A 25,199-nucleotide genomic window follows, 5' to 3' on the forward strand; every position below is an offset into this window, starting at 1 on the left:
TTTTTTTGTTGAAAATATTTATTCCGCTTGTTCGCTTATTTTACTGACAGATGATCAGGCAACCGCCCATTCCGCCTTGTTTTATGCAAAAAAATTGACTATAATTTGCGCCTTTCCAATTTATTCATTCAGGTAGGCTATGGCCAATAAAGAGGAACTCATCGAGTTCGAAGGCGTTGTCACCGAGACGCTTCCTAATACTATGTTTCGTGTACGTTTAGAAAACGGTCATGAAGTGATTGCTCACATCTCTGGTAAAATGCGTAAACACTATATTCGTATTTTGACTGGCGACAGTGTTAAAGTAGAAATGACACCTTATGATTTGTCTAAGGGTCGTATCACTTATCGTGCGCGCTAAGTTTTAGCGAAGCGAAAAAGCCACTTTTTAAGTGGCTTTTTTAATGTCTGCGCTCAGACTAAACGTTATACATCGGCTATATTTAAACCAAAAATCAAACTATAATTAAATGCGATAACAACTTAATACGCCTAAACAATAATGAAAATGACTGCAATGAAGCGAGCAATTTTACTGTTCCCAATGCTCTGTGTTGCTTGTGCCACAACAAGCCAAACTCAGCTCAACCAAACCTTACAACACTATATCGGACAATCTTCAGAGCAAGTTCAAAATCAACTCAACCTTAATAGCATGGGCTATAAAGTGCTCGGTGCTCCTGTGCATACCCCCGAGAAGCTGACCTACACCCTATTACGCAATATGCCTATTCCGATGGGAACACCCAACCTTGGAACCAGTGTCAATATGGGCGCACCCATTCCGACACCTTCTAGCGGTAGCCTGAATATTGAAATGAAATGCAAAATTGAGTTCAGACTGCATGATGATCTTGTGGAATCTATTCACTACATCGGCAAAGCGTGTTAACGGCCGCGTTATGGTAAGCCGCCTACATACCGTTTATCACAAATTACTCGAAACATACTCAAACGAACGTTCAGATATACAATACTAAAAGGGTCTTTCTCTGCTTAGGGGATGATCATGAAGCCCTTTATTTTCAGTTTCTTTAGTTCCATCTGTTTCTTACTCCTTCAAGCTTGCAGCAGCTCTCCAGCGCAACACCAGACCATCGTTTCACCCACTAAAATTGCGCTTCCTGACTATTTAGAACAATATATTGGCCAAGATGTATCGAGCATTCGGCGCGAACTCAACTTACGTAAACTCGGTTATGAGACCTTAGGTGCACCAATTCAAACACCAAACCAACTGAGTTATATCATTGTCAGACGGATTCAAATTCCAACTCCTATGCCCACTATGCGCAGTGACAGCAGTGTCGGTGCGATTCCTATTCCCACACATACGCCATTTTATGATGTTCAGTTAGAGTGCCAAGTCCACTTCTTGTTAAAAGATAATATTGCGCGATCAATTCAATATCGAGGCAAAGCTTGCAAAGGTTATTAAATCTTGGGCATAAAAAAACGCAGCGGATAGCTGCGTTTTCAAATTGTTTTGGCTTAGTTCAGTGCAGCCACAACCGCCTGCCCCATTTCCACAGTACCCACTTTGCTCATGCCTTCAGACATGATATCAGCGGTACGCAAGCCTTGATCTAAGACATTGCCTACTGCATCTTCAATCGCTTGAGCAGCAGCTTCTTCACGGAAGGTATAACGCAACATCATGGCTACTGAAAGAATAGTGGCTAATGGGTTAGCAATATTTTGTCCTGCGATATCGGGTGCCGAACCATGACATGGCTCATACATCCCTTTCGCATTTTCATCTAAGGATGCTGATGGCAACATCCCAATGGAGCCTGTCAACATCGCGGCTTCATCAGACAAGATGTCACCAAATAAGTTACCTGTCACAATCACGTCAAACTGTTTAGGCGCGCGCACCAATTGCATTGCAGCATTATCGACATACATATGCGACAAGTTAATGTTTGGATAGTCAGCTTCTTTCATCGCCGTTACGGTTTGCTTCCAAAGCTCCGTCACTTCAAGTACGTTAGCTTTGTCAACAGAACAGACTTTTCCGCCACGTAAACTAGCCATTTCAAAAGCCACTTTCGCAATACGCTTAATTTCAGACTCAGCATAAACGTCAGTGTTAAAGCCTTGTTTTTCACCATTCTCAAGCTCACGAATACCACGTGGCTGACCAAAGTAAATCCCGCCAGTTAATTCACGAACGATAAGAATATCAAGACCTGCAACAATTTCAGGCTTTAAGCTTGATGCATCTGCCAATTGCGGATACAAAATAGCTGGACGTAAGTTCGCGAATAAATTTAATTCACTACGAATTTTTAACAAACCACGCTCTGGACGGATCGAACGCTCAATGTTGTCCCACTTCGGACCACCCACCGCACCGAGTAAAATCGCATCTGCATTTTTGGCTTGTGCTGCGGTCACATCTGGATAAGGCGAACCGTATGCATCAATGGCAGCCCCACCGAGTAGGCCCTGTTCCCACGTTAAACCTAAATTGAATTGATCATTGACTCTTGTAAGAACCTGTTCTGCGGCTTTTACAATTTCAGGACCAATGCCGTCACCAGCCAAAATCAAAATATGTTTAGACATGAAATATTCCACTGTTGGTGAGTTCTGACTCACACGATTAAAGTTTTTGTTCTACAAACTCGCCCAAGCCATTTAAGACATTGTAAGGTTTGCAAAAACGACGAATTGTTCTTTGGTTTTGCTTTAAATCGACACACAAAGGGTCAGGTGCAGACATATTCAACAAGCTTCCCTGATGTCGACTGCGTGCACGAAACATTCTAAAGGTGTAGCGTTCCGCAGGCTTAAAACGATGAATCACATGCAGCGTTTCAGCACGATCGACCGAAACAGGATAGAAGCGAATCACCAGTTCATGTTGCCCCGCTGGCACTGACAGAAACAAGGCATTCGCTTCATTCAAATCATCTCGTTTTAGACGCACGACTTTTTCTCGAATTGCCTCACGGCTGACACGATGATTGTCTGCATTAACAATTTTGATCTGATTCCATCGTTCAAACTCGCAGTTCACTGTACCAGTACAGTAAAGCTGCGCATTATTTTTACTCGCTGGGGTATCCTGAATCCGCTTAATGCTTGCCGTATTCATACTTTGGCAGGCAGTTAATGTTCCCACCAACGCCAGTAGAGCGATACGACTGTAACTCGTCACCATTGTTCAAGCCCAACCTTTACCAGTAGCAAAACGTTTAAAATTCTTTTGCTCGATATTAACAAGAGATGGACCCAAGCACTAGATGCATCGAATTTTCAATTAAGCATGAATTTCAGCAAACACCCACGGACGAGATGCTCTGGTCTTTTCTTCATAGGCTTTGATATCATCTGCGACCTGTAAAGTTAAACCGATATCATCCAAACCATTTAACAAACAGTGCTTACGAAATGGATCGACTTCAAATGTGAAGGCTTCACCCGATGGTGTACGCACTTCTTGCGCGTCCAAATCAATCGTTAGCTGATAACCTTCTGTTGCTGCACATTCTTTGAAAAGTTGATCAACAATTTCTTCAGACAAAATCACAGGTAACATGCCATTTTTGAAACTATTATTAAAGAAAATGTCGGCATAGCTGGGTGCAATCACAGTACGGAAACCATATTCTTCCAATGCCCACGGCGCATGTTCGCGGCTTGAACCACAACCAAAGTTCGCACGAGAAATTAAGATGCTCGCACCTTGGTAACGTGGCTGATTCAATGCAAAATCAGGGTTTTTAGGACGTTTAGAATTGTCTTGTCCTAAAAAACCTTCATCTAAATAACGCAACTCATCAAATAAATTTTCACCAAAACCCGTGCGCTTAATGGATTTCAAAAACTGTTTTGGAATGATCAAGTCTGTATCAACATTGGCACGGTCTAAAGGTGCAACGATACCCTGTTCAACGGTATATTTTTTCATGTCTATGCTCCCAAGCCCGAATTAAAATGAACGCACATCGACAAAGTGACCTGCAATCGCTGCTGCGGCTGCCATTGCTGGACTCACCAAGTGCGTACGACCGCCATTGCCCTGACGACCTTCGAAGTTACGGTTAGAAGTCGATGCACAGTGCTCACCGGGTTGTAATTTGTCTGCATTCATTGCTAAACACATTGAACAACCTGGCTCACGCCATTCAAAGCCCGCTTCAATCAAGACTTTGTCTAAGCCTTCAGCTTCTGCTTGTGCTTTGACTAAACCAGACCCTGGAACCACCATGGCTTGTTTAATGGTACTTGCCACTTTTTTGCCTTTAGCTACTTCCGCTGCTGCACGAATATCTTCAATGCGAGAGTTGGTACATGAACCAATAAAGACACGGTCTAACTGAATATCGGCCAACGCCTGACCTGCGGTTAAACCCATGTAGTTATAAGCACGCGTCCAATCATTGCGTTGCACTTCATCTTTGGCTTGTTCTAATGTCGGAACAGCTTGTGAAACAGGAATCACCATTTCAGGCGATGTGCCCCAAGATACTTGTGGCTCAATCTCTTCACCTTGCAACACCACCACGGTGTCAAAATGTGCATCTGCATCTGAATGTAAAGTATTCCAATACGCAACCGCAGCATCCCACTGTGCGCCTTGTGGTGCATATGGACGGTCTTTGACATAAGCAATGGTTTTGTCATCGACAGCAACCATACCCACACGTGCGCCACCTTCGATTGCCATATTACACACCGTCATACGACCTTCGATCGACATATCACGGAACACTTGACCACCAAACTCGATCGCGTGACCTGTCCCGCCTGCAGTACCAATTTTACCGATAATGGCTAACACCACATCTTTCGGTGTTACGCCCTGACCTAATTTTCCATCAACACGCACTAACATGTTTTTCATCTTCTTTTGAACCAAGCATTGGGTTGCCAATACATGCTCCACTTCAGATGTACCAATCCCGTGCGCCAAACAGCCGAATGCACCATGTGTTGCCGTATGAGAGTCTCCACACACCACCGTCATACCCGGTAAAGTCAAACCTTGCTCAGGCCCGACCACATGTGCAATACCTTGACGAACATCATTAATATCGAACTGCACCACATTAAAGGCTTTACAGTTATCATCTAAAGTTTGAACTTGGATACGTGAAGTATCATCTTCAATACCTGCAATTCCCTCTGAACGCTCTTTGCTTGATGTTGGAACGTTATGATCGGGAGTTGCCACATTCGCACTTAAACGCCATGGTTTACGACCCGCAAGTTGTAAACCTTCAAAGGCTTGCGGAGAAGTCACTTCATGTAATAAATGACGGTCGATATAGAGTAAAGCCGAGCCATCGTCGCGTTGTTTTACTAAGTGGTCATCCCACAATTTGTCATACAATGTTTTTGCTTGTTGGTTTTCGCCTGCCATGTCGATTGACTCCACTGGACTGGGTAATTCTTTCATTAAAATCGATTATAGCGACGATTTCACATAAATCTAATTTATCATTTTTATTAATTTAAAAACTTTTTGGAATTATTTTAAATTCATACCTCTTTGTTTCAATCCCTTTGATTACAAGCCCTCACTGCTGGTTTTAATTCAAGCCCTATACACCTATTTATCAACCTGTTGTAGGCCTCACAGTATATTTCCCTGCTCAGCCATGCAAGGTTTATCTCCCCTATTTAGACCAATACTTTTTAAGGCTCGCTGCGTTTCTCTGAAATAGAAAGACAGCGACCTATTCCTAGACAAAAGAGTAAAATCTACAGAAGCTTGTTTTCTCAAGTAAAACATCCCAAACAATCTACTGCATCGCCTTGCATTCAAAAACCCAATCACAAGCAATTAAAATTTCATTTTGACTTTATTAATGATAATAATTACTATTTACAAATGAAAGTCATTATTGAGAGGGTATTTATCATGGCGAACATTCAGAAATTTGTAGCGAACAATCAGCGCATATTCAAAAAAACCCTAAGCTATTACATCATGCACATTACTGTGGCCATGATTGTGGCTTATTTTGTCACAGGTAACTTATGGATGGCGGTAACCCTCAGCTTATTAGAACCAACCGTTCAAGCCTTCGCATTCTTTTTCCATGAACGTATTTGGGAAAAAAAGAACCGTACTACCGAAGAAAATATTCCTGCTTAAGCCTTTATATCAAGCGCTCTCTCAATTCCCCCAAAAGATCACATCAAGTGATCTTTTTTTATTTCAGTCCAGACCCAATAACCTACCGTTCATTTTAAAGATCGCAATTCATATAAAATTATTTTATAATTTAATTATACTTTCATAACTAGATTATCCTTATGAATCTTGCAGCCTTCGAAGCTTTTGTAAAAGTCATGGAAACCGGCTCTATTTCTTTAGCCGCAGATCAACTCTTCATTACGCAACCTGCTGTAACCAAACGTATTCATAGTTTAGAAGAATATTTTGGTGTGAAACTGTTTGAGTCTGCTGGTCGTGGTGTACAAGCCACGCATGCCGCACATTCACTACTGCCTAAAGTCAAAAACTGGCTCAATGAACTGGGTGACATTCACCATACCTTGAGTCATGAACAAGGTATGGTCCAAGGCAAACTCAAAATTGGCACCAGTCACCATATCGGTTTGCATCACTTGCCGAGTCATTTACGTAGCTATGTGCAAAGCTTTCCAAATGTCACCTTAGATGTGCACTTTGTCGACTCCGAGCAAGCACATGAAAAAGTACTGGCAGGTGATTTGGAGCTGGCATTTTTAACCCTACCGCCCAAACTCGATGAACGTTTGCAGTACGTCACCATTTGGGAAGATCCACTAGTATTTGTAGCAGCACCGTTTCATCCGCTAGCACAAATGCAAAACTTACAACTCGAAGACCTGATTCAATACCCAAGTTTATTGCCTGCATCACAAACCTATACCAGCCAAATCACCTTGGCAGAGTTTGAAAAACAAGGGCTGAAACCTAAAATCACCATGAGTAATAATCCACTCGAATCGATTCGTATGTTGGCATCGATTGGACTGGGTTGGTCAGTGCTTCCAAAAACGATGATTAACCAAGACCTACAGCAGTTGAATGTGAAGTTCGAAATGAACCGTCAACTCGGTATGGTTTGGCATCCAGGCAGAACCCAATCTCGTGCGGTGCAAGAGCTGATTGCAATGATGAACTAAACTTTGCAAAATAAAAAAACCATCCACAAGGATGGTTTTTTTATTTTGCGCGAGCGAATTAAGAAGCACTTATAGACAATGCAACCAGCCCAAGCCAAATCACCAGCAAGATCGAACCTGCTATGAGATTTGTACCCCCACGATTTTCTAATTCAGTATTGACGCTACCACTTCCCAACTGACGAATCTTGGCAATCTGCTTATCGACATGATGCTTGTACAAGGTATTCCCAAACATTCCAAATGCTACGGCCAAGCCAATATTTGCACCAGAACTTTCAATCCCTAAAATTATTTCAACCATCCCTATGACCACAATCAAACCAATGGCCATAAAGCCATAACTGTACATTTTTCGATAAAATAACCAGACCACACCTAAGAAAAAGGCGGCAATATTAAAGCCTGCATATTGTTTCTTTAGCGTGATTTTTTCAAATTGAGCTTGATAGTAAGACTCATATTTCACACCGACAAACAGGGCACGATCTTGTTCTAGTTGATTAACTGAAGCTGCATGTTCTAAGGGCGTAGAGTCAGGCAAAGCTTGATGATCGAAAGACATAAATTTCTACTTTTATCTTATTTTTATAAAGAGAGGCAAAGCTTCGACGCTCAGCCTCTTTGAGTTCTACTTATTTTTGGATCAGTGAATCTTCATGCAGAGATTCATTCAGCTGATCTACAATAATGGCCCACTCACCGTCCGATTTAATTTTTTCTGCCAAAAACTGACGTTGTGCTTCAGTCCAATACTCTGCGTCAACAATCGTGGTTTGTGCATTGAGCTGATGCGTTACAATAAACAACGCGATGGCCTCTTCACTCGCATCTAAACCGAGTTGCTCAAACAGGTGGGTCATTCTTGGTCGTACACTCATACTTTTCTCCACGCTTATGTTCTAATTTTTCATAGTCAAAATAGCTTTAGCCAAGGTTCAACATAGCATATTTGGTTAATTTTCCAAGATCAGCCCACCTCTAGCCCGATATTTTATTATCGCTTTACACACTTTTCATTTTTTACGTCGATGCCTTTCAAATAAAAAAGACTGCCCGAGAGCAGCCTTTTCAAACAACTAAAGACAGATACTTAAATCGACCAGTCTTGAATTTCCCATGCCTGCTCTTTAGCCAATGCTTCTAGGCGGTCATCTGGATTGACAGCAATCGCATGGTCAGCATATTCAAGTAAAAAGCGATCATTGATGGAATCTGAATACGCCCAAGACTCGCTAACATCACGCCCTGCAAGCCATTGATCTAAACGCGTCAATTTGCCTTTTTGATAGCATGGTGTATTGATCACTTTGCCCGTGTATTTACCTTCAACCACTTCAGCATTGGTCGCGATGATTTCGCTAATCCCAAACTCACGGAAAATCGGTGCGGTAATAAAATCAGAGGTTGCGGTAATACCAACCAAAGCATGTCCAGCAGCGCGGTGTTTTTCAATGGCCGCAAAACCTTCGGGACGCATTTGCGGGCGAATCACTTTGTGCATGAACAGCTCATGCAGTTCAGTAAGATAGGCATTGTCATGTTGAGTTAAAAATTCAAATACAAATTCATTATAGGCAATCGGGTCGAGCTGCCCTGCTTTGTAGTCTTCATAAAATTTATCGTTCATGGCGCGATGGCGAACTGGATCGACCAAGCCTTCATTCACCAAAAACTCTCCCCAAGAATGATCTGAATCGGTGTTTAACAAGGTGTGATCGAGATCAAATAGCGCCAATTTCATGAAAATACTCGTAAAAACTGAAATTTAAGAAAAAATTTGTAAATCTATCTCCGCTAGTCGATAGAAATTCGTTAAGATCATAGCAATTTTAACATTTTTAAACTTTGCTTTTTTCGAGTTGGATACAGAAATAAAAATCCCCGATCGCAAAGTCATAAATTACACAATATTTAGGTAGCCAAATGATCGATTCGGAAGGTTTCCGACCCAATGTCGGGATCATTTTGGCAAACGAGTTTGGACAAGTTTTATGGGCAAAACGCATTGGACACAATGCTTGGCAATTTCCACAAGGAGGTATCCAATATGGAGAAACCCCTGAACAGGCACTTTATCGTGAGCTGAGAGAAGAAGTTGGCTTACTGCCCGAACACGTCCAAATTGTAGCGCAAACTAAAGGTTGGCTGCGTTATCGTTTGCCGCACCGATACATTCGTACAGATTCCGATCCCGTATGTATTGGACAAAAACAAAAGTGGTTTTTACTCAAACTCACTGCTCCCGCTCAGAACATTCGTTTGAATTTGTCTGATCCGCCTGAGTTTGACCAATGGCAGTGGGTCAGTTATTGGTACCCATTGGGACAAGTTGTAAATTTTAAACGCGATGTATACCGCAAAGCGATGGTGGAGCTGTGTAATCAGCTCCCTCAAAAAAAGCCTTAAAAAATCTAGACGTCCTACAGATTTTTTAAGGATCTCTTGTTATAAATAAGTTGGACGCACATTATTTTTGGAGTAGACGCGATGTCGAATATGCAACTGGATACCCTTCGACGCATTGTACAAGAAATCAATGCGTCCACCAGTTTGCATGAATCACTCGACATTATGGTCAACCATGTGGCGGAAGCCATGCATGTTGATGTTTGCTCCATTTATTTACTCGACGAACGCAATCAACGTTATTTGTTGATGGCATCGAAAGGTTTGAACCCCGATTCGGTCGGCCATGTTTCACTGCATACCAGCGAAGGCTTGGTCGGTCTGGTGGGGCAACGTGAAGAAATCGTCAACCTTGACAATGCACCGAAACATGAACGTTTTATGTACTTACCTGAAACAGGTGAGGAAATTTATAACTCGTTCCTCGGTGTACCGGTCATGTACCGCCGTAAAGTGATGGGCGTGCTCGTGGTGCAAAACAAAGAGTCGCAAGACTTTAGTGAAGCCGCAGAATCTTTCCTCGTCACGCTCTGTGCTCAGCTTTCAGGGGTCATTGCGCATGCACATGCGGTGGGCAATATCGATGTATTTCGTAAACCCAGCAATCTACCTGCCTATAAAACCTTCCAAGGTGTCCCGGGTTCAGGTGGAATTGCATTAGGGCGTGCCGTCATTCTCTATCCCCCTGCGGATTTGGCCGCTGTCCCTGACCGTGAAGCCGATGACATCAGTGAAGAATTAGAACTGCTAGATCGTGCCCTCACCTCAGTGCGTGATGAAATCAAATCGCTTGATGACAAAATGCAAGATGCCCTCATGGCGGAAGAGCGTGCACTGTTTAGCGTGTTCTTACGTATGTTGGATGAAAATGCGCTGCCAGCGGAAATTAAAGAACAAATTCGTGATGGTAACTGGGCACAAGGTGCGGTGCGTATCGTCATCGATAATCACATCGATCTGTTTGAACAGATGGAAGATGACTATCTCCGTGAACGTGCCGCGGACTTAAAAGATCTCGGACGACGGATTTTGGCCTATTTGCAAGAAGCCGACTCCAGCCACCGTGAACTTACCGATGAAAGTATTCTGATTGGAGAAGAAATCTCAACCGCAGCCTTAGTTGAACTGCCAGTCGATAAAATTGCAGCCATCGTAACTACCGAAGGCGCCATGAACTCGCATATGGTGATTGTGGCGCGCGCACTCGGTATTCCAACCGTTGTTGGAGTCACTGAACTGCCAATTAATACCCTCGATGATGTGGAAATGATCGTCGATGCGCACCAAGGGCGCGTGTTCATTAATCCACCTCGCCGCTTACGTAGTCGCTATAAAGAAATTCAAAAAGAAGAAGAACTGATTGCCAAAGATTTAAAACAGTATGAAACCAAAGATGCCATCACTCCCGATGGTGTCGCAGTCAAACTGTTCGTCAATACTGGCCTAATGATTGATGTGGTCCGTGGTGTACAACGCGGTGCCAAAGGTGTTGGTCTATATCGCTCTGAAATTCCGTTCATGCTGCGTGATCGCTTCCCAGGTGAAGAAGAACAGCGTGCGATTTATCGTCAACAGTTAAGCCACTTTGCCAACAAACCTGTGGTGATGCGTACCCTCGATATCGGTGCCGATAAAGACTTGCCTTATTTTTCAATTGAGGAAGAAAACTCAGCTCTCGGCTGGCGCGGCATTCGCTTTACGCTCGACCACCCTGAAATTTTTTCTTCACAAATTCGTGCCATGCTCAAAGCCAGTATTGGTCTTAACAACCTACACATTCTTCTGCCAATGGTGACCAGTGTCAGCGAAGTAGAAGAAGCGCTGTATTTACTGGAGCGTGACTGGGTCGCGGTGCAAGAAGAAGAACAGGTCAAAATCACCAAACCCAAAATCGGGATCATGGTCGAAGTACCAAGTGTCTTATTACAGATTGAAGAGTTTGCCGAGTTGGTTGACTTTTTCTCGGTGGGTTCAAACGACCTGACGCAATACTTACTGGCCGTTGACCGTAATAATCCACGTGTCGCCAATGTCTATTCACATTTCCACCCTGCGGTTTTACGTGCGCTCACCCGCTTAGTCAAAGAGTGTCATAAGTACAACAAACCAGTCAGTATTTGTGGGGAAATGGCGGGCGATCCTTTGTCTGCGATCTTACTGATGGCGATGGGCTTCAACACCCTGTCGATGAGCTCAAGTAACATTCTGCGTGTACGCAAAGCCATTTGTCATATCCCAATGACAGATGCGGTCGAATTATTAGATCGAGCGTTGAAAATGAGTAATCCACTCATTGTGAAAAGTCAGATGGAATATTATTTTAAAACACATGGTTTGGCCGACATGGTCAAATCTGCAACACGGATTGTGACGGCTTAAGTGTCTTTAAGCCCAAAGAAGAGGCATTAAAAAAGGGAGATAATCATCTGAATATCTCCCTTTTTTGTGCTTGTCATAGCCTCGTTTTGCATTTTTCTTTCGGTCTACAAAGACTTGGCTTTGGTTGACTTCATGCATGTGTTTAGCCACGAAGTTGTGAATCACAACTTTTGACTCAGCTTTCTTCTTTGCCATTTTTTTCACCTTGTAGATATGATCATTTCGCTGATGATGCGCTAGAAATTTTACGCCTTTTAGGACAGATTACAAGCGATTTTGGCTAGGCCTATGTCCCCCAACTCATGCGCTATTTTCCAATTCAATTACAGGTTATGGCAATGCTTTATTTTGCACTGCCTTTGATCCATATGCTTAAAATATCGCTTAGACATAAAACTGTTCTAACAATAAAATCATCGCAATCAACATCATCAATACCCCTGACACTCGACTAACCACTCTAGCTGCCTGCGGACGTGTGCCCAAAACTTTCTGCGCACTAAATCCAACCAAGAAATAAACGGCCGCACAACTCATAAGGTGAATCCCCGCCAATAAAACAATTTGAGAGGTGGGCGACAAAGCCGCTTGCGGGTCGATAAAGGGCGGCAATAAAGCCAAAAATAACAGCAGGACTTTCGGATTTAAGCCACTCAAGTAAACGCCTCGAATGTACCATGACTTTGAAGATGCAATGACAACCTGATCACTGCTAATACTTGTAGGACGCATCGATAGGCTCAGCCCCATCCACAGCAAATAAACAGCCCCAGCACCCGTGAGCACTTGAAGCAATACGGGCTGACTGGTCACCAATGTCCCTACACCCGCTGCAACAATCAGTGCCGCCATCAAATGCCCTGTTAATAACCCAGTTACCGCAGGCAAGACTCTTTTGCCCTGTATCCCCGACGAAATGGCATAGGCCCAATCGATACCTGGTGTCATCACAAACAGGATCGAAACACCCCAAAATGCAATCAAAATATTCAATGACATCCCTTTCCTCTCTTATCCATCACCGTTTTGAGGTTTAATCCAATCAAAACATGATCTGTATCAAATAATTTTGAAAGGATATCCTTTAGGCTCTAAAATGTGCTTTCAAATATTTGTGCAATAACGCCTAAAAAGGGGAGATTCTTCCACATGGATAAAATTGATAAGAAGATTCTTGCTGAACTACAAGCCGATGGTCGTTTATCTGTCACGGAACTGGCCCATAAGGTAGGGCTTAGCCTCTCTCCCTGTCACCGCAGAGTCAAAGCCTTAGAAGATGCAGGTATTATCAAAGGCTATCGCGCACAGTTGGATATCTCCCAGCTTGGCTTGAATTTCTCCACCATTGTTTTTGTGACGCTCAAAAATGGCGATAAAGATTCGGTGCAACGTCTTGAAGAAGCGATTCTTAAGGTTCCTCAAATTGTGAAAGCGCAGCGACTTTTTGGTGACCCCGACTACTTGCTGCATGTCGTGACCTATGACTTGGAAAGTTATCAAAAACTCTATGATGAGCACTTGTCAGCACTACCAAATGTGCAACGTCTCATCTCCACCATGGTAATGAAAAATATTATTTCCAATCGTAGTGTTTTGTTCTAAAAGAACACGTTCTAGGGTCAGCTAAACATCTGTAATTGATCTGTCTTTTTATGGATGATTTAACGATTTCAAACAGATCTGTCCTGCTCTGAACTAAAAAATCTTTGTTACTGAGTGATGTTCAGCAAGATCGAGAAGCCTCGTTTCAATAAAAAGAAAGTGGCTAGAACATATTCTAAATTGAAGCGTGAATCATATTATTTCTCACCATTTTTTTGTTTGCTTCCCGTGATAAAAGCGCTAGATTAAATCTTAATCACATACAAAATAAGAGCATCACCATGCCACTCGAAAAAGACAAAGATGCAACCATTGTGGTCAAAGATACACCTGACCAAGAAAAGTATGAGTTTCTAAAAGAAAAAATTCGTTATAAGCAGGCCTTGCGCGAAAACTCCAAAAAAATTGACCACCAAAAAGTCCGCTTGAATATCCAAGCGGATGCTCTACCCAGCAAAACTTTTTTTATTATGAATGCCTTGGCTGCTGTCATAGCAGGCTATGGACTGCTGTCCAACTCGGCTGCGGTGGTGATTGGCGCAATGCTGGTTGCCATGATGCTGGGGCCAATTTCAGGAATTGCCTTAGCTTTAATTGATAACCGATGGCTGCTGTTTAAAACCGCGTTGTCGACCTTGTTACTTGGCGTTGCCATGATTTATAGCATTGGGATCATTTTAGGGCTAGTGAACTATGACCTACCTATGACCAATGAAATTTTATCGCGCACGCAGCCAACCATTTTAGATTTGATGATTGCTTTAGCAGGCGGTGCCGCAGGTGCTTTTGCCTCAGTATCCCCTCGCCTATCTGTGGCCGTGGTGGGTGTCGCCGTTGCGACGGCCTTAGTTCCGCCGTTGGTGGCTAGCGGGATTTTATTTGCACATATGGAATGGAAAAACTCAGCCAATGCATTTTTACTGGCGGTGACCAACATCTTCGCCATTCAGATTAGCTCATCTTTAGTCCTTTGGATTGCAGGCTTTAGACGGGGTTCCACCGAAGAAGTACAGAGTAATGTCAAAGAGTTTCTCAAACGTAATGCTGTTAGCCTAATGTTCTTGGCGCTTTTAGGGATTTATCTCTCACTCAACTTTTATGCGCTGCTCAATACACGCCTGTACGAAAGCAGTACCGAGGCGACCATTAGTACTGAGCTGAACCATGCCAATAATATTATTGATACCATCCAATACGATAAAAAAGAGGGTTTCACTTTAGTCCGTGTCTCTATCCGTGGAGATATTCCGCCTAGCCCAGCGCAAATTGCAGCACTCAATCAAAAGCTATTGCCAGACTTGAACGATAACCCAAGCATTGTTCAAGTCCGCTTTATTCCGATTGATATTATTCAGGCTGAAGACAGCCCCAACGTCAAACTCGAACAAGATGAAGCGCAAAAGCTTTCAGTGCAATAATGAGCTTTAAGCTGCAAATGCTCTATGCAGCAGTCGTTCTACGTCGGGTTGTTTCATCTCAAGCATCCCGACAACCCGACCATGAAATGGACTATAACGGCTGTGAATAAAGCCATCAGCCACATAGTCTGGTGCATGCCGTTTCAGCAAGACTGCTTGTGCCAAAATTACCAAACGGCTGACCAAACTGCGCCCCATAAATTGTAGTTCATCAGGGTTCTGCTGGAACAACTGAAATAGATTTTGCAGCTCTTGTTTCAACTGTTCATCTTGCATAGCCGTAGCAGCCAAATCTTGAAACAGTATTTCAATCGACTCTACATCACGGCTGATGGCCCGTAATACATCCAAACACATGACATTGCCTGAGCCTTCCCAAATGGTATTGACTGGGGCTTCTTTAAAAATACGTGCCATGATGCCGTTGTCGACATAGCCATTGCCGCCAAAAACCTCCATCATTTCCCCTGTCAGCTCAACCGCACGTTTACATATCCAGAACTTCGAAGCTGGGGTCATAATGCGTTTCCATGCCACAGACCGCGCATCATCCGTTTCATAGCAGTGTGCCAAATGAAAACTGAGTTGCATCGCCGCTTCCGTTTCTAAAGCTAAATCTGCCAGTACGGCTTGCATCAGCGGTTGTTCAGCCAAATGCTTACCAAAGGCTTTACGCTGACGGGTATAAGCAATACATTGCACCAAGGCTTGTCTGAGCATGGCAGTACTACCCACCGAACAGGTCAGACGGGTGTAATTCGCCATTTCTATAATGGTGGGAATACCACGCCCAGCTTCCCCAATCATAATGCCCCACGCCTCTTTAAATTCGACTTCCGAGCTGGAGTTACTTCGGTTACCCACTTTTTCTTTTAAGCGTTGCACATGAATTGGGTTCTTGGTGCCATCCTCCAACCAACGCGGCACAAAAAAACAAGCCAAACCATCTTGTTCCGTCTTCGCCACCACCAAATGCGCATCACACATGGGCGCAGAGAAAAACCATTTATGCCCTATGAGTAAATAGGCTTGACCGCGCCCCGACTCAGCGACGGGTACAGCAATGGTTTCATTGGCACGCACATCCGAACCGCCCTGTTTTTCGGTCATGCCCATGCCTAGCCAAATCGATTTTTTCTGGCTAATCGGCACATCACGTTCATCGTATTCTGTCGAAAGTAACTTATCACCGATTTTGGTCCACAGTTCAGATTCGCGTTGAATCAGTGGAATACTGCCCAAAGTCATCGAGTTTGGGCACAAGTTTCCACACTCCACCTGCCCTGCCAAATAAAAGCGCGCTGCCCACTCGACCCATTTTGAGGATGAATTGGGATGATTAAACGGATGTGCATGGGTATCGAACTGACGATTTAACCCCATCCATTTATGCCATGCAGGATGAAACTCGATAAAGTCTTTACGGCGTCCGCGCGTATCGAAGGCATGCAATATAGGCGTATGCCTATTGGCGAGATCGGCATAGTCATAATATTCCGCTGAACCAACGACTTTACCCATCTCCGTGAGTCTTGTCTGATCCTGACAGCCATAACGAGTGAGAATTTCTTTTAAAACAGTATCGGTTTCAAACAAGTTGTAATTTTCCAGTTCATCAAACTGATTACTGATTTGATGGGTCATCCATGCCTTATTCATATCACTTTGCTCTTGTTATGCTGTGCTTTTCATTTCAGTATAGAGAAAAATTGAGTCTGCCATGTTCAGCTTTATGCCATGAAGAATCCTGAGATCCAAGTCCGTCGTAGACCACGCCAATCCAGAGCCAAACTCACCCAAGAAGCTTTGCAAGAAAGTTTTGTTCGGCTTTTGCATGAGCGCCATGCGCACGAAATTACCATTCGGGAAATTACCGATGTGGCGGGAGTCGGTTTAGGTACCTTTTATGAGTACTTTTCAAAGAAGGAAGATTTGGTTGCATTGACCATTCATCAGCATGTGAAAACTAATGCGGAGCAGCTAAAAACTTATGCACAAAGCCTGATGGAGTTATCCACAAAATTGAGTTTTGAGGACTATTTACAGCAGATTATTCACTTTCAGCTCGAACAGATTCAGACTCGACAGTTTCTCTGGGCACAGACTTTTTTACTGGAACGGCAGGTGTCGAATATTGAAAGCTATCGCAAGAGTTATGCCATGATGGTGCAAATGTGGCGCAGTATGCTTGAGCCTTATGTTGGAGATGAAGTGCAACTCCAGCAAATGGGTTTAAATGTGCAGCGGGTATGTTATGGCTTTGTGTCGCAGACCTTGTTGGTCGAACCTGAGTTTGGGGAGTGGTATCAACTTGAAAAGGATATCCATCAAAGTCTGGTAAAACTTAATTTTTAATAAAAATAGGCATTCTATTCATTTTCGTGCTTACATTTAAATTATAGGTATTTGATATATAAAATAATACTAAGAAATGATCCCTATAAGCTATATTATGTTAAATTGAAGCTTTAGTAGCTAAAGATTTGGAAAGCGAATTTTTGTTTCAGCTTTTCTAATTTCATTACTGGTAAAAGAAATAGTTGTTCCTAGTGAATAAGCATAGATTCCTTGAATAGAATCATTAGATGACTCATATGAGATATAGAATCCGTTATCAATTCTATTTACCCATTCGAAATTCATTTTATATTTTTCAAATAGAAATTCGATAATTTTCTTTTTTAACTCTATATCATTTGTATCAATATCATAAGCGATGCAATGAAGCTTACCTTGCCATTCTTGAAGTGAAATAGATCCAACTGGAGTTGCGAATATATACCAGTTTGATTCTTTGATGAAATTCACGTTTGGAGTATGTTTTTCTAAATTGAATTTAGTCTGAATAGTTGAAAAATCTGAACCAATTTCAAATATAAACGGTTTTAGTACTTTATCTTGATTCAGTGTATTGGTCTCTGCATGTAATAAATTATTAGTAAAAAGTGAAATGAAAGCCATCAAGATCAAAAAAGCGTTTGACATAAGTAATTCTAAATTTAAATTTTCATAAAATGAATAGAATACATACTATACAAAACCAAACTTTTAAATTAAACAATATCAGCACCTTATGATCTATAAAAACCGCTCTTTTGAGCGGTTTTTTATTTCAGTGATAACTACTTCACGTCAAAACGGTCTGCATTCATTACTTTCACCCAAGCCGCAACAAAGTCTTTTACAAACTTCTCTTTGTTGTCATCTTGCGCATACACTTCTGCATATGAACGTAAAATCGAGTTTGAACCAAACACTAAATCTACACGTGTCGCCGTCCATTTGGTTGCCCCTGTCGCACGGTCTACAATTTCATAACGGTTTTTACCCACGGGTTTCCAGTTATATTTCATATCCGTTAAGTTCACAAAAAAGTCATTGCTCAATACCCCCACGCGAGCCGTCAACACGCCTTCTGGTGTACCTCCATAGTTTGTGCCGAGTACACGCATACCACCGACTAGAACCGTCATTTCAGGTGCAGTCAAACCCAGTAATTGTGCACGGTCTAACAACATTTCTTCAGGCTGTACGCTGTAATCTTCTTTGACCCAGTTACGGAAACCATCATGCTTAGGGAGTAAATCTTCAAAAGAATACACATCCGTTTGCTCTTGAGTCGCATCACCTCGTCCTGCAAGGAATGGAACTTTGATATTCACACCCGCAGCATGCGCCGCTTTTTCAACGGCTGCCGTACCGCCCAATACAATCAAGTCCGCAATAGTGACTTTTTTCGCCAGACCCGCCTGAATTTCTTCAAGTTTCGCCAAAACTTTAGCTAAACGCTCAGGCTCATTGCCCACCCAGTCTTTTTGTGGTGCAAGACGAATACGCGCCCCATTGGCGCCACCACGGTAGTCGGAACCACGGAAAGTCCGAGCACTATCCCAAGCAGTATTAATCAATTCAACCGAAGTTAAACCGCTATTCAGCAACTTCGCTTTTAAGTCTTCAATTTCAGCTTCAGACAAAACATAATCGACCGATGGAATTGGGTCTTGCCAAATCAGATCATCATTCGGTACATCTGCACCTAAATAGCGGGATTTTGGTCCCATGTCACGGTGAGTGAGCTTATACCAAGCACGCGCAAACACTTCAGACAAGTAAGCTGGATCTGCATAAAAACGCTCTGAAATTTTGCGGTATTCAGGGTCCATTTTCAGCGCCATATCAGCATCAGTCATCATTGGGTTGCGGCGTACATTCGGGTTATGTGCATCAACAGGTTTATCTTCCTCTTTGATGTTAATCGGTTCCCATTGTTTCGCACCCGCAGGACTGGTGGTTTTTTCCCATTCATAAGTGAACAACAGATAGAAAAACTCGTTATCCCATTTGGTCGGGTGTGTGGTCCAAGCCCCTTCTAAACCACTGACCATGGTGTTCGCGCCATTGCCTGTACCTTCTGAGTTATGCCAACCGAGACCTTGGAATTCTACATCCGCGCTTTCGACATCTGCCCCTAATTTTTCGGCTTTACCATTTCCGTGCGCTTTACCTACGGTGTGACCACCCGCAGTGAGTGCTACGGTTTCTTCATCATCCATTCCCATACGGTCAAAAGTAACACGCATGTCTTGTGCAGTACGAAGTGGATCTTGGACGCCATCAACCCCTTCTGGATTGACGTAGATTAAACCCATTTGTACCGCAGCTAATGGATTTTCAAGCGATTTACGGTCTTGGTCATTGGCATAACGGTTTGCTGTTGGTGCCAGCCATTGACGCTCTTCCCCCCAATAAATGTCTTTTTCGGGTGCCCAAATATCTAGACGACCTCCACCAAAACCAAAGGTTTTTAGACCTGCTTCTTCATAAGCCACGGTCCCTGCAAGAACGATTAAATCGCCCCATGAAATTTTGTTGCCATATTTACGTTTGATTGGCCAAAGCAGGCGACGGCCTTTATCGGTGTTGACGTTATCAGGCCAACTGTTGAGGGGTGCAAAACGTTGGTTCCCTGTGTTGGCGCCGCCACGTCCATCTTGTTTACGGTAAGAACCCGCCAAGTGCCATGCGGTACGCACAAACATCCCAATGTAACTGCCATAGTCAGATGGCCACCATTCTTGGCTGCTGTTGATGAGTTCACGAAGATCTTGTTTCACCGCTTCTAAATCCAATGATTTGAATGCAGCTGCATAGTCAAAATCAGGATCCATCGGGTTGGTTTTTTTATCGTGTTGCGACAGGATGTCGAGATTGAGCGCATTGGGCCACCAATCAGAATTATTGGTGCTGGCTAAACTCGTTTGTCCACCATCTTTCTGGTGAAATGGACAACCTGATGCTTGCATATTCTGTGTCATGTCGAGCTCCAAATTTGATCATCAAATTATGATTATCATGAACCGTTTAAAGTAATTATTACTGTTCTAACATAGCCCCTTTTGATGACAATCAAAAGCGAGTTTTACGAATAAAAACAATCGGATTCTTCTATGTAAATATTTAAGAAAAAAAGAATTTTAATTTTTCAACAAGATAAGATTCGATGAAAACACAGCAAAAAGAAAGGCTTTTTATGCGAGGTTGATGGGCATTTTCAATTGAGTTTATCGATTAAAACTTAGACAACCCTTACCAGCAATGAGCGCGGCTCAGCTTGAGCAAAATTAAACAATAAAAGAGGCATACTTTCGGTTTTTAGATTTTATTTGAAAGATATTTTGGTGATGTCCGTATGGTCTCGGTGATGACTGTTTTGCCAGCCATCACCTGATCTTATACTTAAAGCGTTCATTACACGCTTAAACGTCGACCTTCTCTTAAGCAGACAAATGGATTCATCAGCTTCGAGCTATTTTTCATCGCCACTTTCAAATCAATCTCAGGCTGTTCTCGGCTTTCATCGGTCAGCTGAAAAGTGCGATAGTGAATGGCCATCGAGCATTTGGCATGCAGGTCTTTATGCGCTTGAAAGGCATCTTGCGGATTCATATGCATATAGCGCATCAGCTCACGCGGTTCATACGCCCCGATGGGCAGTAATGCAATTCGCGGTGCGCCAAAACGCTGATGCAGCTCTTTAAAGTGCGGTGAATAACCCGTATCGCCCGCAAAATAAGCATAGTCAGCGCCACAGTGAATATTAAACCCACCCCATAACGCACGGTTTTGATCACGCAGCCCACGGCCAGAACCATGCTGTGCTGGGGTATAGACCAGTTTTAAATCATGCAGACGTGCCGACTGCCACCAGTCCATTTCCAACACTTGTAAGTGCTTGGGCAAATACCATGCATTGCCTAGCCCTGTGTAAATGGGCATGGCGAAACGCTCATACAACCAGTTCAGACTGGCAATATCCATATGGTCATAGTGGTTATGGCTCAAAAGCACTGCATGGATGGTCGGTAAATCTTCCAAGGCAATGCCAGCAGGCATAACACGGCGTGGACCTCGCCCTTGCTTCGGACTGACATGTTCCGCCCAAACAGGATCGGTCAATAAGTTATAGGGCCCAATTTGAAGTAATACCGTGGCATGCCCCACAAACCACACCTGCCAATCCTTTAAATCGGCATGGGGGCGATCTTGCGGTAGGCTCTTTTTATCGGCATGAAAGTGCGCATACTCTTGCGCCAAGTCCACATTCCATGTCGAAGATTTACGCTTAATCAACCATTTCAGCAAGTCGCCTCGACTACGGCCCTCAGGTCGACGAACCGAATTGACAAAGCGAGTCCCGTTATAATGGTCGGAGTGTAGGAACTGAAATTCGGGCTGCCGCCATGTATGGGACATGGTATTTTCAGTCGGAATTTGATAATGGAGTTCAGTTGATTTTGGCTTCATTTAACGTCGTTATCTTTATTGCAATACACCAGTAACAGGACCAGTTTTGAAAACTGACCTCTACCTTAACCTATTCCAAGCGTCCTTGCATTCGCTCTAACCACACTTTTTTTGATTGCGGCTTCACAAAGAGTGCCACAATCTCAGGATGATTTTGTTTAATTTTTGCTTCAATGCGATTGACACACGCTTCTATCTCATCGGTAGTCAGGTGATCTTCAAACTCCACGCTCAATGAGGCCAAAACCTGTTTGGCACCCATTTGTTCGGTCAGTAAGCCGTTGGCCGACAATACGTCTTCATCATCTTGGGCAATTTTTAATATATTTTGCCGTACATGCGGGTCTGCGGTTTCCCCAAGCAGCAAACCTTTGGTTTCCCGTGCCAAAAGAAAAGCAGACACCGCCAGAACCAGCCCAATCAGAATGGACGCCACCCCATCCAGTGCAGGCATATTTAAACGATGTGCCAAATAAATACCCAGAAAGGCAATCAACAGACCAATTAATGCAGCAGAGTCTTCAAACAGAACTGTAAACGTGGTGGGGTCTTTACTGCGACGAAAGGCCTCAAAATAACCTTGCTGACCTTTCGCCTTACGAAACACTTTCAGAGCAACACACCATGAAATACCTTCACTTACAAATGCAAAGCCAAGTACAACATAATTGATGGTCGGGTTTAAAATGGGTTCAGGGTGCAAAATGTGCATGATCCCATTGTACATAGACACCAATGCCCCTAAGGCAAAGACCATAAGAGATACAATGAAGGCCCAAAAATATAGCTCTCGCCCGTAGCCAAAAGGATGGTTAAAGTTGGCAGGTTTATTCGACTTCTTCAGTCCATATAACAGTAAAATTTCGTTTAAGGTATCCACAACAGAGTGAATGGCTTCACTCAACATGGCAGAGCTGTTGGTCAAATAAGCCGCAATAAATTTTACCAGCGCAATGGCTAAATTCCCCAACAGCGCGGCATAGACCACCAGTTTATTTGAATCTGCCATATCGATTTTTAGCTCATATGTTCAATTAAATTATATTTATGTTTTTATCATATCCAATTTCAGCAAAACGCAATTGTATTTTTATGTAGTTCACCTCACCCGATTTTCAGGTAATTGGAATGAACTATTTTCAATATTTAATTAATACCTTTTAGCAATTATTAAAAAAGTGATTTCGTATAGAAAAGTCTTAAGACTCAATCCAAGATCATTTATTTTCTAAATAATTGAATCATCTTCACGGCATCATTGTTTATCGATTATACTTTACCGCAGTCATGGTAAGACATTTTTTGGATTAGTCAGTGGGTTATTTATATGGAACTTAGACACCTTCGCTATTTCATTACTGTTGCTGAAGAACTGAACTTTAGTAAAGCAGCACTGAAACTTTATACCGCTCAACCTTCATTAAGTCAGCAAATCAAAGACCTTGAAGAAGATGTCGGCGTACAGTTACTGTATCGAACCAAGCGAAAAGTTGAACTCACGGAAGAAGGCGCTGTTTTCCTTGAACAAGCACGTCTCACCCTAGCTCAGGCAGACAAAGCGGTCGCTATGGCACGCCAAGTGTCGCAAGCCAAACAGCAGATGCTGCGCATTGGTTTTGTCCCTGTGGCGGAAATGAAAATCTTTCCTTATGTACTGCCCAATTTACGAGTACAAAACCCAGAGTTAAAAATTGAGTTATTCAGTATGAACAATACTGAGCAACTACGTTTGCTGAAAAAAGGGGAGTTGGACATTAGCTTTACACGAAATAATGTCCATAGTGATGAAATCGAAAGCCAGTTTGTACTGCGTGAACCACTCATTTTCCTGTTGCCGAAAGACCATCCTTTGGCCAAATATGAGCGAATTCCGGTTAAAGCATTAAATGGCATTGATTTTATTATTCCCGCAGCCGAGCAGTCACAGACTTTACACCAGACGATTTTAGACTTTGCCAAAGCTCATAATGTCGAATTCAACATTGTGCAAAAAGCGGACAATATTCTGTTCAATATCAATGCGATTGGCTTGGGGCTCGGCTGTACAATTTTACCTGGTTATGTTGCGCCACTTAGCATGAACAACACGGTAATTCGTCCACTTGAGGTTGAGCTGCCGTATTTGGATCTGTATGTGAACTATCGTAAAAATAACAGCTCACTGGCAGTGACTAAATTTATAGAATTACTGACTCGGGTATTTTATTTGGATATTAACCGCGAATAAATCCGCAGTGAGTTCTAATTACTCATCTCATTCGGCGCGCCACTATTTTCTGAATAAAATAAATAGTTACGCGCCTTTCTCATAGAACTATACGCTGTAAGACAAGCATATTTTCACCATTTTGTTTTTCAGTGATGTCGATGACATCTCGCTTTTTCATTTTGCATTCTTTTTAAGCTAGGATAGGCTAAGAAAAACAGGCTTTTGTCAGGTTCCCTACAACTGAAGTCCAAATACAAACTGATGCTGAGGTAGAAAATACAACTTTAGCTGCACGAAAAAAAATAAAATGAAGAAGGAAAAAATTATGCCGATGCCCACTTTGCAGCGTTTAAAAACAGCAATGAAATTTCGCCCCTTCTTTTTCATTAGTTTTTTGCTGACTGCTGTTTTTTATACGCTGCTGAATACATTTACCGACTGGTCTTGGTCGACCAATTTATTGATCAGTTGGAATATTGCCGTCTCAAGTTATTTAGTCAAAACCATGACCACCCTGTGGTCTGTTGACCATCAGCACATTCTGCAACATGCACAACAGCAAGATGCCAGTAAATGGATCATTCTACTGTTGGTGATCATGACTTTGCTCATGTGCTTAATTGCGATTGTATTGGAATTGACTCATCTTCCGAATGACCCAACCATCAAATATGGGCACTTAGCGCTGTCCTTACTCACCATTATTAGTGCATGGTTCTTTATGCATACCGTGTTTGCCATTCATTATGCACATGACTATTATCTGGCTCTCGCAGACCAACAAGATGCAGGCTTAGACTTTCCCAAAACGGCTCAACCGACCTATCCCGACTTTTTATATTTTAGTTATGTGATTGGCACTTCTGCGCAAACCGCGGATGTTTCCATTACCTCACGTTCGATGCGTATTCTCAATATTCTGCACATTATTTTAGCTTATGGTTTTAATACCTCTATTCTCGCCATTAGCATCAATGTCGCGGCGGGTTTTATCACGCTCTAAGTACCCTGTTTTTCATTCCTTGGTCATCCGCTCAAATGACAACCATCCAATATAAAGACGATGGTTAAAGCTCTTTAGGCGACAACATCACAAAAAAAAAGCCCCATCAAAGAGCTTTTTCAAATCACAAACCTAATAATGTAATGAACAGTTCATTCGCCTTAAAACATACTAAAGACAAAAGATTTGAAGATGATCGACCTAAAACTGGTAGGCTCACTCTGACCATCTTCCACAGGCTATA

Annotated in this window: 26 protein-coding genes; 12 read left to right on the forward strand and 14 right to left on the reverse strand. The window is 42.7% G+C overall.

Features of this window, described 5'->3' with window-relative positions:
• Nucleotides 1-139 precede the first annotated feature (139 nt).
• From infA to WH214_RS00835, 3 genes are all read left to right on the forward strand, one after another.
• Nucleotides 140-361, forward strand: coding sequence for a translation initiation factor IF-1 (gene infA, locus WH214_RS00825; protein WP_004692529.1), 222 nt, complete (start codon nt 140-142; stop codon nt 359-361).
• A 156-nt stretch (nt 362-517) separates the two neighbouring features.
• Nucleotides 518-892 (forward strand): hypothetical protein, encoded by a 375-nt coding sequence (locus WH214_RS00830; RefSeq protein ID WP_339421748.1) that lies wholly within the window; start codon nt 518-520, stop codon nt 890-892.
• Between the two features lie 117 nt (nt 893-1,009).
• The gene (locus WH214_RS00835) at nt 1,010-1,438 is read left to right on the forward strand and encodes a hypothetical protein (protein ID WP_339421749.1); all 429 of its coding nucleotides are present in this window, start codon (nt 1,010-1,012) and stop codon (nt 1,436-1,438) included.
• A 53-nt stretch (nt 1,439-1,491) separates the two neighbouring features.
• Here the strand turns inward: WH214_RS00835 and leuB are convergent, their stop codons facing one another.
• From leuB to leuC, 4 genes are all read right to left on the reverse strand, one after another.
• Nucleotides 1,492-2,571 carry a 3-isopropylmalate dehydrogenase gene (gene leuB / locus WH214_RS00840; protein WP_339421750.1) on the reverse strand — a complete coding sequence of 360 codons (1,080 nt, stop codon included), beginning with the start codon at nt 2,569-2,571 and terminating at the stop codon, nt 1,492-1,494.
• 37 nt (nt 2,572-2,608) lie between these two features.
• Entirely contained in the window at nt 2,609-3,169 is a 561-nt protein-coding gene (locus tag WH214_RS00845) for a hypothetical protein (RefSeq protein ID WP_005400864.1), read from the reverse strand.
• A gap of 99 nt (nt 3,170-3,268) precedes the next feature.
• Nucleotides 3,269-3,919 carry a 3-isopropylmalate dehydratase small subunit gene (gene leuD, locus WH214_RS00850; protein WP_339421751.1) on the reverse strand — a complete coding sequence of 217 codons (651 nt, stop codon included), beginning with the start codon at nt 3,917-3,919 and terminating at the stop codon, nt 3,269-3,271.
• Between the two features lie 21 nt (nt 3,920-3,940).
• Nucleotides 3,941-5,374 carry a 3-isopropylmalate dehydratase large subunit gene (gene leuC / locus WH214_RS00855; protein ID WP_339421752.1) on the reverse strand — a complete coding sequence of 478 codons (1,434 nt, stop codon included), beginning with the start codon at nt 5,372-5,374 and terminating at the stop codon, nt 3,941-3,943.
• A gap of 501 nt (nt 5,375-5,875) precedes the next feature.
• On the opposite strand from leuC, the gene WH214_RS00860 reads away from it, so the two are divergent.
• The gene (locus WH214_RS00860; RefSeq protein ID WP_004692541.1) at nt 5,876-6,112 is read left to right on the forward strand and encodes a DUF2061 domain-containing protein; all 237 of its coding nucleotides are present in this window, start codon (nt 5,876-5,878) and stop codon (nt 6,110-6,112) included.
• Nucleotides 6,113-6,273: 161 nt separating this feature from the next.
• Entirely contained in the window at nt 6,274-7,131 is an 858-nt protein-coding gene (locus WH214_RS00865) for a LysR family transcriptional regulator (RefSeq protein WP_004692542.1), read from the forward strand.
• Between the two features lie 58 nt (nt 7,132-7,189).
• On the opposite strand, the gene WH214_RS00870 is transcribed toward WH214_RS00865, so the two are convergent.
• The 3 genes from WH214_RS00870 to WH214_RS00880 all read right to left on the reverse strand — a co-directional run bounded on the left by WH214_RS00870 (nt 7,190) and on the right by WH214_RS00880 (nt 8,875).
• On the reverse strand, nt 7,190-7,696 hold the full coding sequence (locus tag WH214_RS00870) for a DUF2628 domain-containing protein (RefSeq protein ID WP_339421753.1): 507 nt from the start codon (nt 7,694-7,696) through the stop codon (nt 7,190-7,192).
• Between the two features lie 70 nt (nt 7,697-7,766).
• Entirely contained in the window at nt 7,767-8,012 is a 246-nt protein-coding gene (locus WH214_RS00875) for a DUF2789 family protein (RefSeq protein ID WP_004978928.1), read from the reverse strand.
• Between the two features lie 212 nt (nt 8,013-8,224).
• Nucleotides 8,225-8,875 (reverse strand): HAD family hydrolase, encoded by a 651-nt coding sequence (locus WH214_RS00880; RefSeq protein ID WP_339421754.1) that lies wholly within the window; start codon nt 8,873-8,875, stop codon nt 8,225-8,227.
• A gap of 182 nt (nt 8,876-9,057) precedes the next feature.
• Here WH214_RS00880 and WH214_RS00885 point away from each other — a divergent pair, with 182 nt between their 5' ends.
• Both WH214_RS00885 and ptsP read left to right on the forward strand, forming a co-directional pair.
• Nucleotides 9,058-9,540, forward strand: a complete 483-nt coding sequence (locus tag WH214_RS00885; protein ID WP_004692547.1) for an RNA pyrophosphohydrolase — start codon at nt 9,058-9,060, stop codon at nt 9,538-9,540.
• Between the two features lie 81 nt (nt 9,541-9,621).
• Nucleotides 9,622-11,919 (forward strand): phosphoenolpyruvate--protein phosphotransferase, encoded by a 2,298-nt coding sequence (gene ptsP / locus WH214_RS00890; RefSeq protein WP_151835511.1) that lies wholly within the window; start codon nt 9,622-9,624, stop codon nt 11,917-11,919.
• A 6-nt stretch (nt 11,920-11,925) separates the two neighbouring features.
• On the opposite strand, the gene WH214_RS00895 is transcribed toward ptsP, so the two are convergent.
• On the reverse strand, nt 11,926-12,114 hold the full coding sequence (locus WH214_RS00895; protein WP_339421755.1) for a DUF7230 family protein: 189 nt from the start codon (nt 12,112-12,114) through the stop codon (nt 11,926-11,928).
• A 189-nt stretch (nt 12,115-12,303) separates the two neighbouring features.
• Nucleotides 12,304-12,918 carry a LysE family translocator gene (locus WH214_RS00900; protein WP_339421756.1) on the reverse strand — a complete coding sequence of 205 codons (615 nt, stop codon included), beginning with the start codon at nt 12,916-12,918 and terminating at the stop codon, nt 12,304-12,306.
• A 150-nt stretch (nt 12,919-13,068) separates the two neighbouring features.
• On the opposite strand from WH214_RS00900, the gene WH214_RS00905 reads away from it, so the two are divergent.
• Nucleotides 13,069-13,521 (forward strand): Lrp/AsnC family transcriptional regulator, encoded by a 453-nt coding sequence (locus tag WH214_RS00905; protein WP_058868864.1) that lies wholly within the window; start codon nt 13,069-13,071, stop codon nt 13,519-13,521.
• A 281-nt stretch (nt 13,522-13,802) separates the two neighbouring features.
• Entirely contained in the window at nt 13,803-14,939 is a 1,137-nt protein-coding gene (locus tag WH214_RS00910) for a DUF389 domain-containing protein (RefSeq protein ID WP_125275009.1), read from the forward strand.
• Between the two features lie 6 nt (nt 14,940-14,945).
• Here WH214_RS00910 and WH214_RS00915 read toward each other — a convergent pair whose 3' ends face one another.
• Nucleotides 14,946-16,598, reverse strand: coding sequence for an acyl-CoA dehydrogenase family protein (locus WH214_RS00915; RefSeq protein ID WP_339421757.1), 1,653 nt, complete (start codon nt 16,596-16,598; stop codon nt 14,946-14,948).
• Between the two features lie 78 nt (nt 16,599-16,676).
• Here WH214_RS00915 and WH214_RS00920 point away from each other — a divergent pair, with 78 nt between their 5' ends.
• Nucleotides 16,677-17,294: a TetR/AcrR family transcriptional regulator gene (locus WH214_RS00920; RefSeq protein WP_339421758.1), complete on the forward strand. Its 618-nt coding sequence runs from the start codon at nt 16,677-16,679 to the stop codon at nt 17,292-17,294.
• 120 nt (nt 17,295-17,414) lie between these two features.
• Here the strand turns inward: WH214_RS00920 and WH214_RS00925 are convergent, their stop codons facing one another.
• From WH214_RS00925 to WH214_RS00940, 4 genes are all read right to left on the reverse strand, one after another.
• A complete protein-coding gene (locus tag WH214_RS00925; protein ID WP_339421759.1) occupies nt 17,415-17,924 on the reverse strand; it encodes a hypothetical protein in 510 nt (169 codons plus the stop codon).
• A 137-nt stretch (nt 17,925-18,061) separates the two neighbouring features.
• Entirely contained in the window at nt 18,062-20,254 is a 2,193-nt protein-coding gene (katG, locus tag WH214_RS00930) for a catalase/peroxidase HPI (RefSeq protein ID WP_010325828.1), read from the reverse strand.
• Between the two features lie 433 nt (nt 20,255-20,687).
• Nucleotides 20,688-21,743, reverse strand: coding sequence for an MBL fold metallo-hydrolase (locus WH214_RS00935; protein ID WP_010325827.1), 1,056 nt, complete (start codon nt 21,741-21,743; stop codon nt 20,688-20,690).
• Nucleotides 21,744-21,813: 70 nt separating this feature from the next.
• Nucleotides 21,814-22,752: a cation diffusion facilitator family transporter gene (locus WH214_RS00940; RefSeq protein ID WP_339421760.1), complete on the reverse strand. Its 939-nt coding sequence runs from the start codon at nt 22,750-22,752 to the stop codon at nt 21,814-21,816.
• 318 nt (nt 22,753-23,070) lie between these two features.
• On the opposite strand from WH214_RS00940, the gene hcaR reads away from it, so the two are divergent.
• A complete protein-coding gene (gene hcaR / locus WH214_RS00945; RefSeq protein ID WP_010325825.1) occupies nt 23,071-23,970 on the forward strand; it encodes a DNA-binding transcriptional regulator HcaR in 900 nt (299 codons plus the stop codon).
• 307 nt (nt 23,971-24,277) lie between these two features.
• Nucleotides 24,278-24,955, forward strand: a complete 678-nt coding sequence (locus tag WH214_RS00950; RefSeq protein WP_339421761.1) for a DUF1345 domain-containing protein — start codon at nt 24,278-24,280, stop codon at nt 24,953-24,955.
• Nucleotides 24,956-25,199: the final 244 nt, after the last annotated feature.

Origin of the sequence: Acinetobacter sp. MYb191, assembly GCF_037572605.1 — a bacterium.
In the GTDB taxonomy this organism is placed as follows: Bacteria; Pseudomonadota; Gammaproteobacteria; order Pseudomonadales; family Moraxellaceae; genus Acinetobacter; species Acinetobacter johnsonii.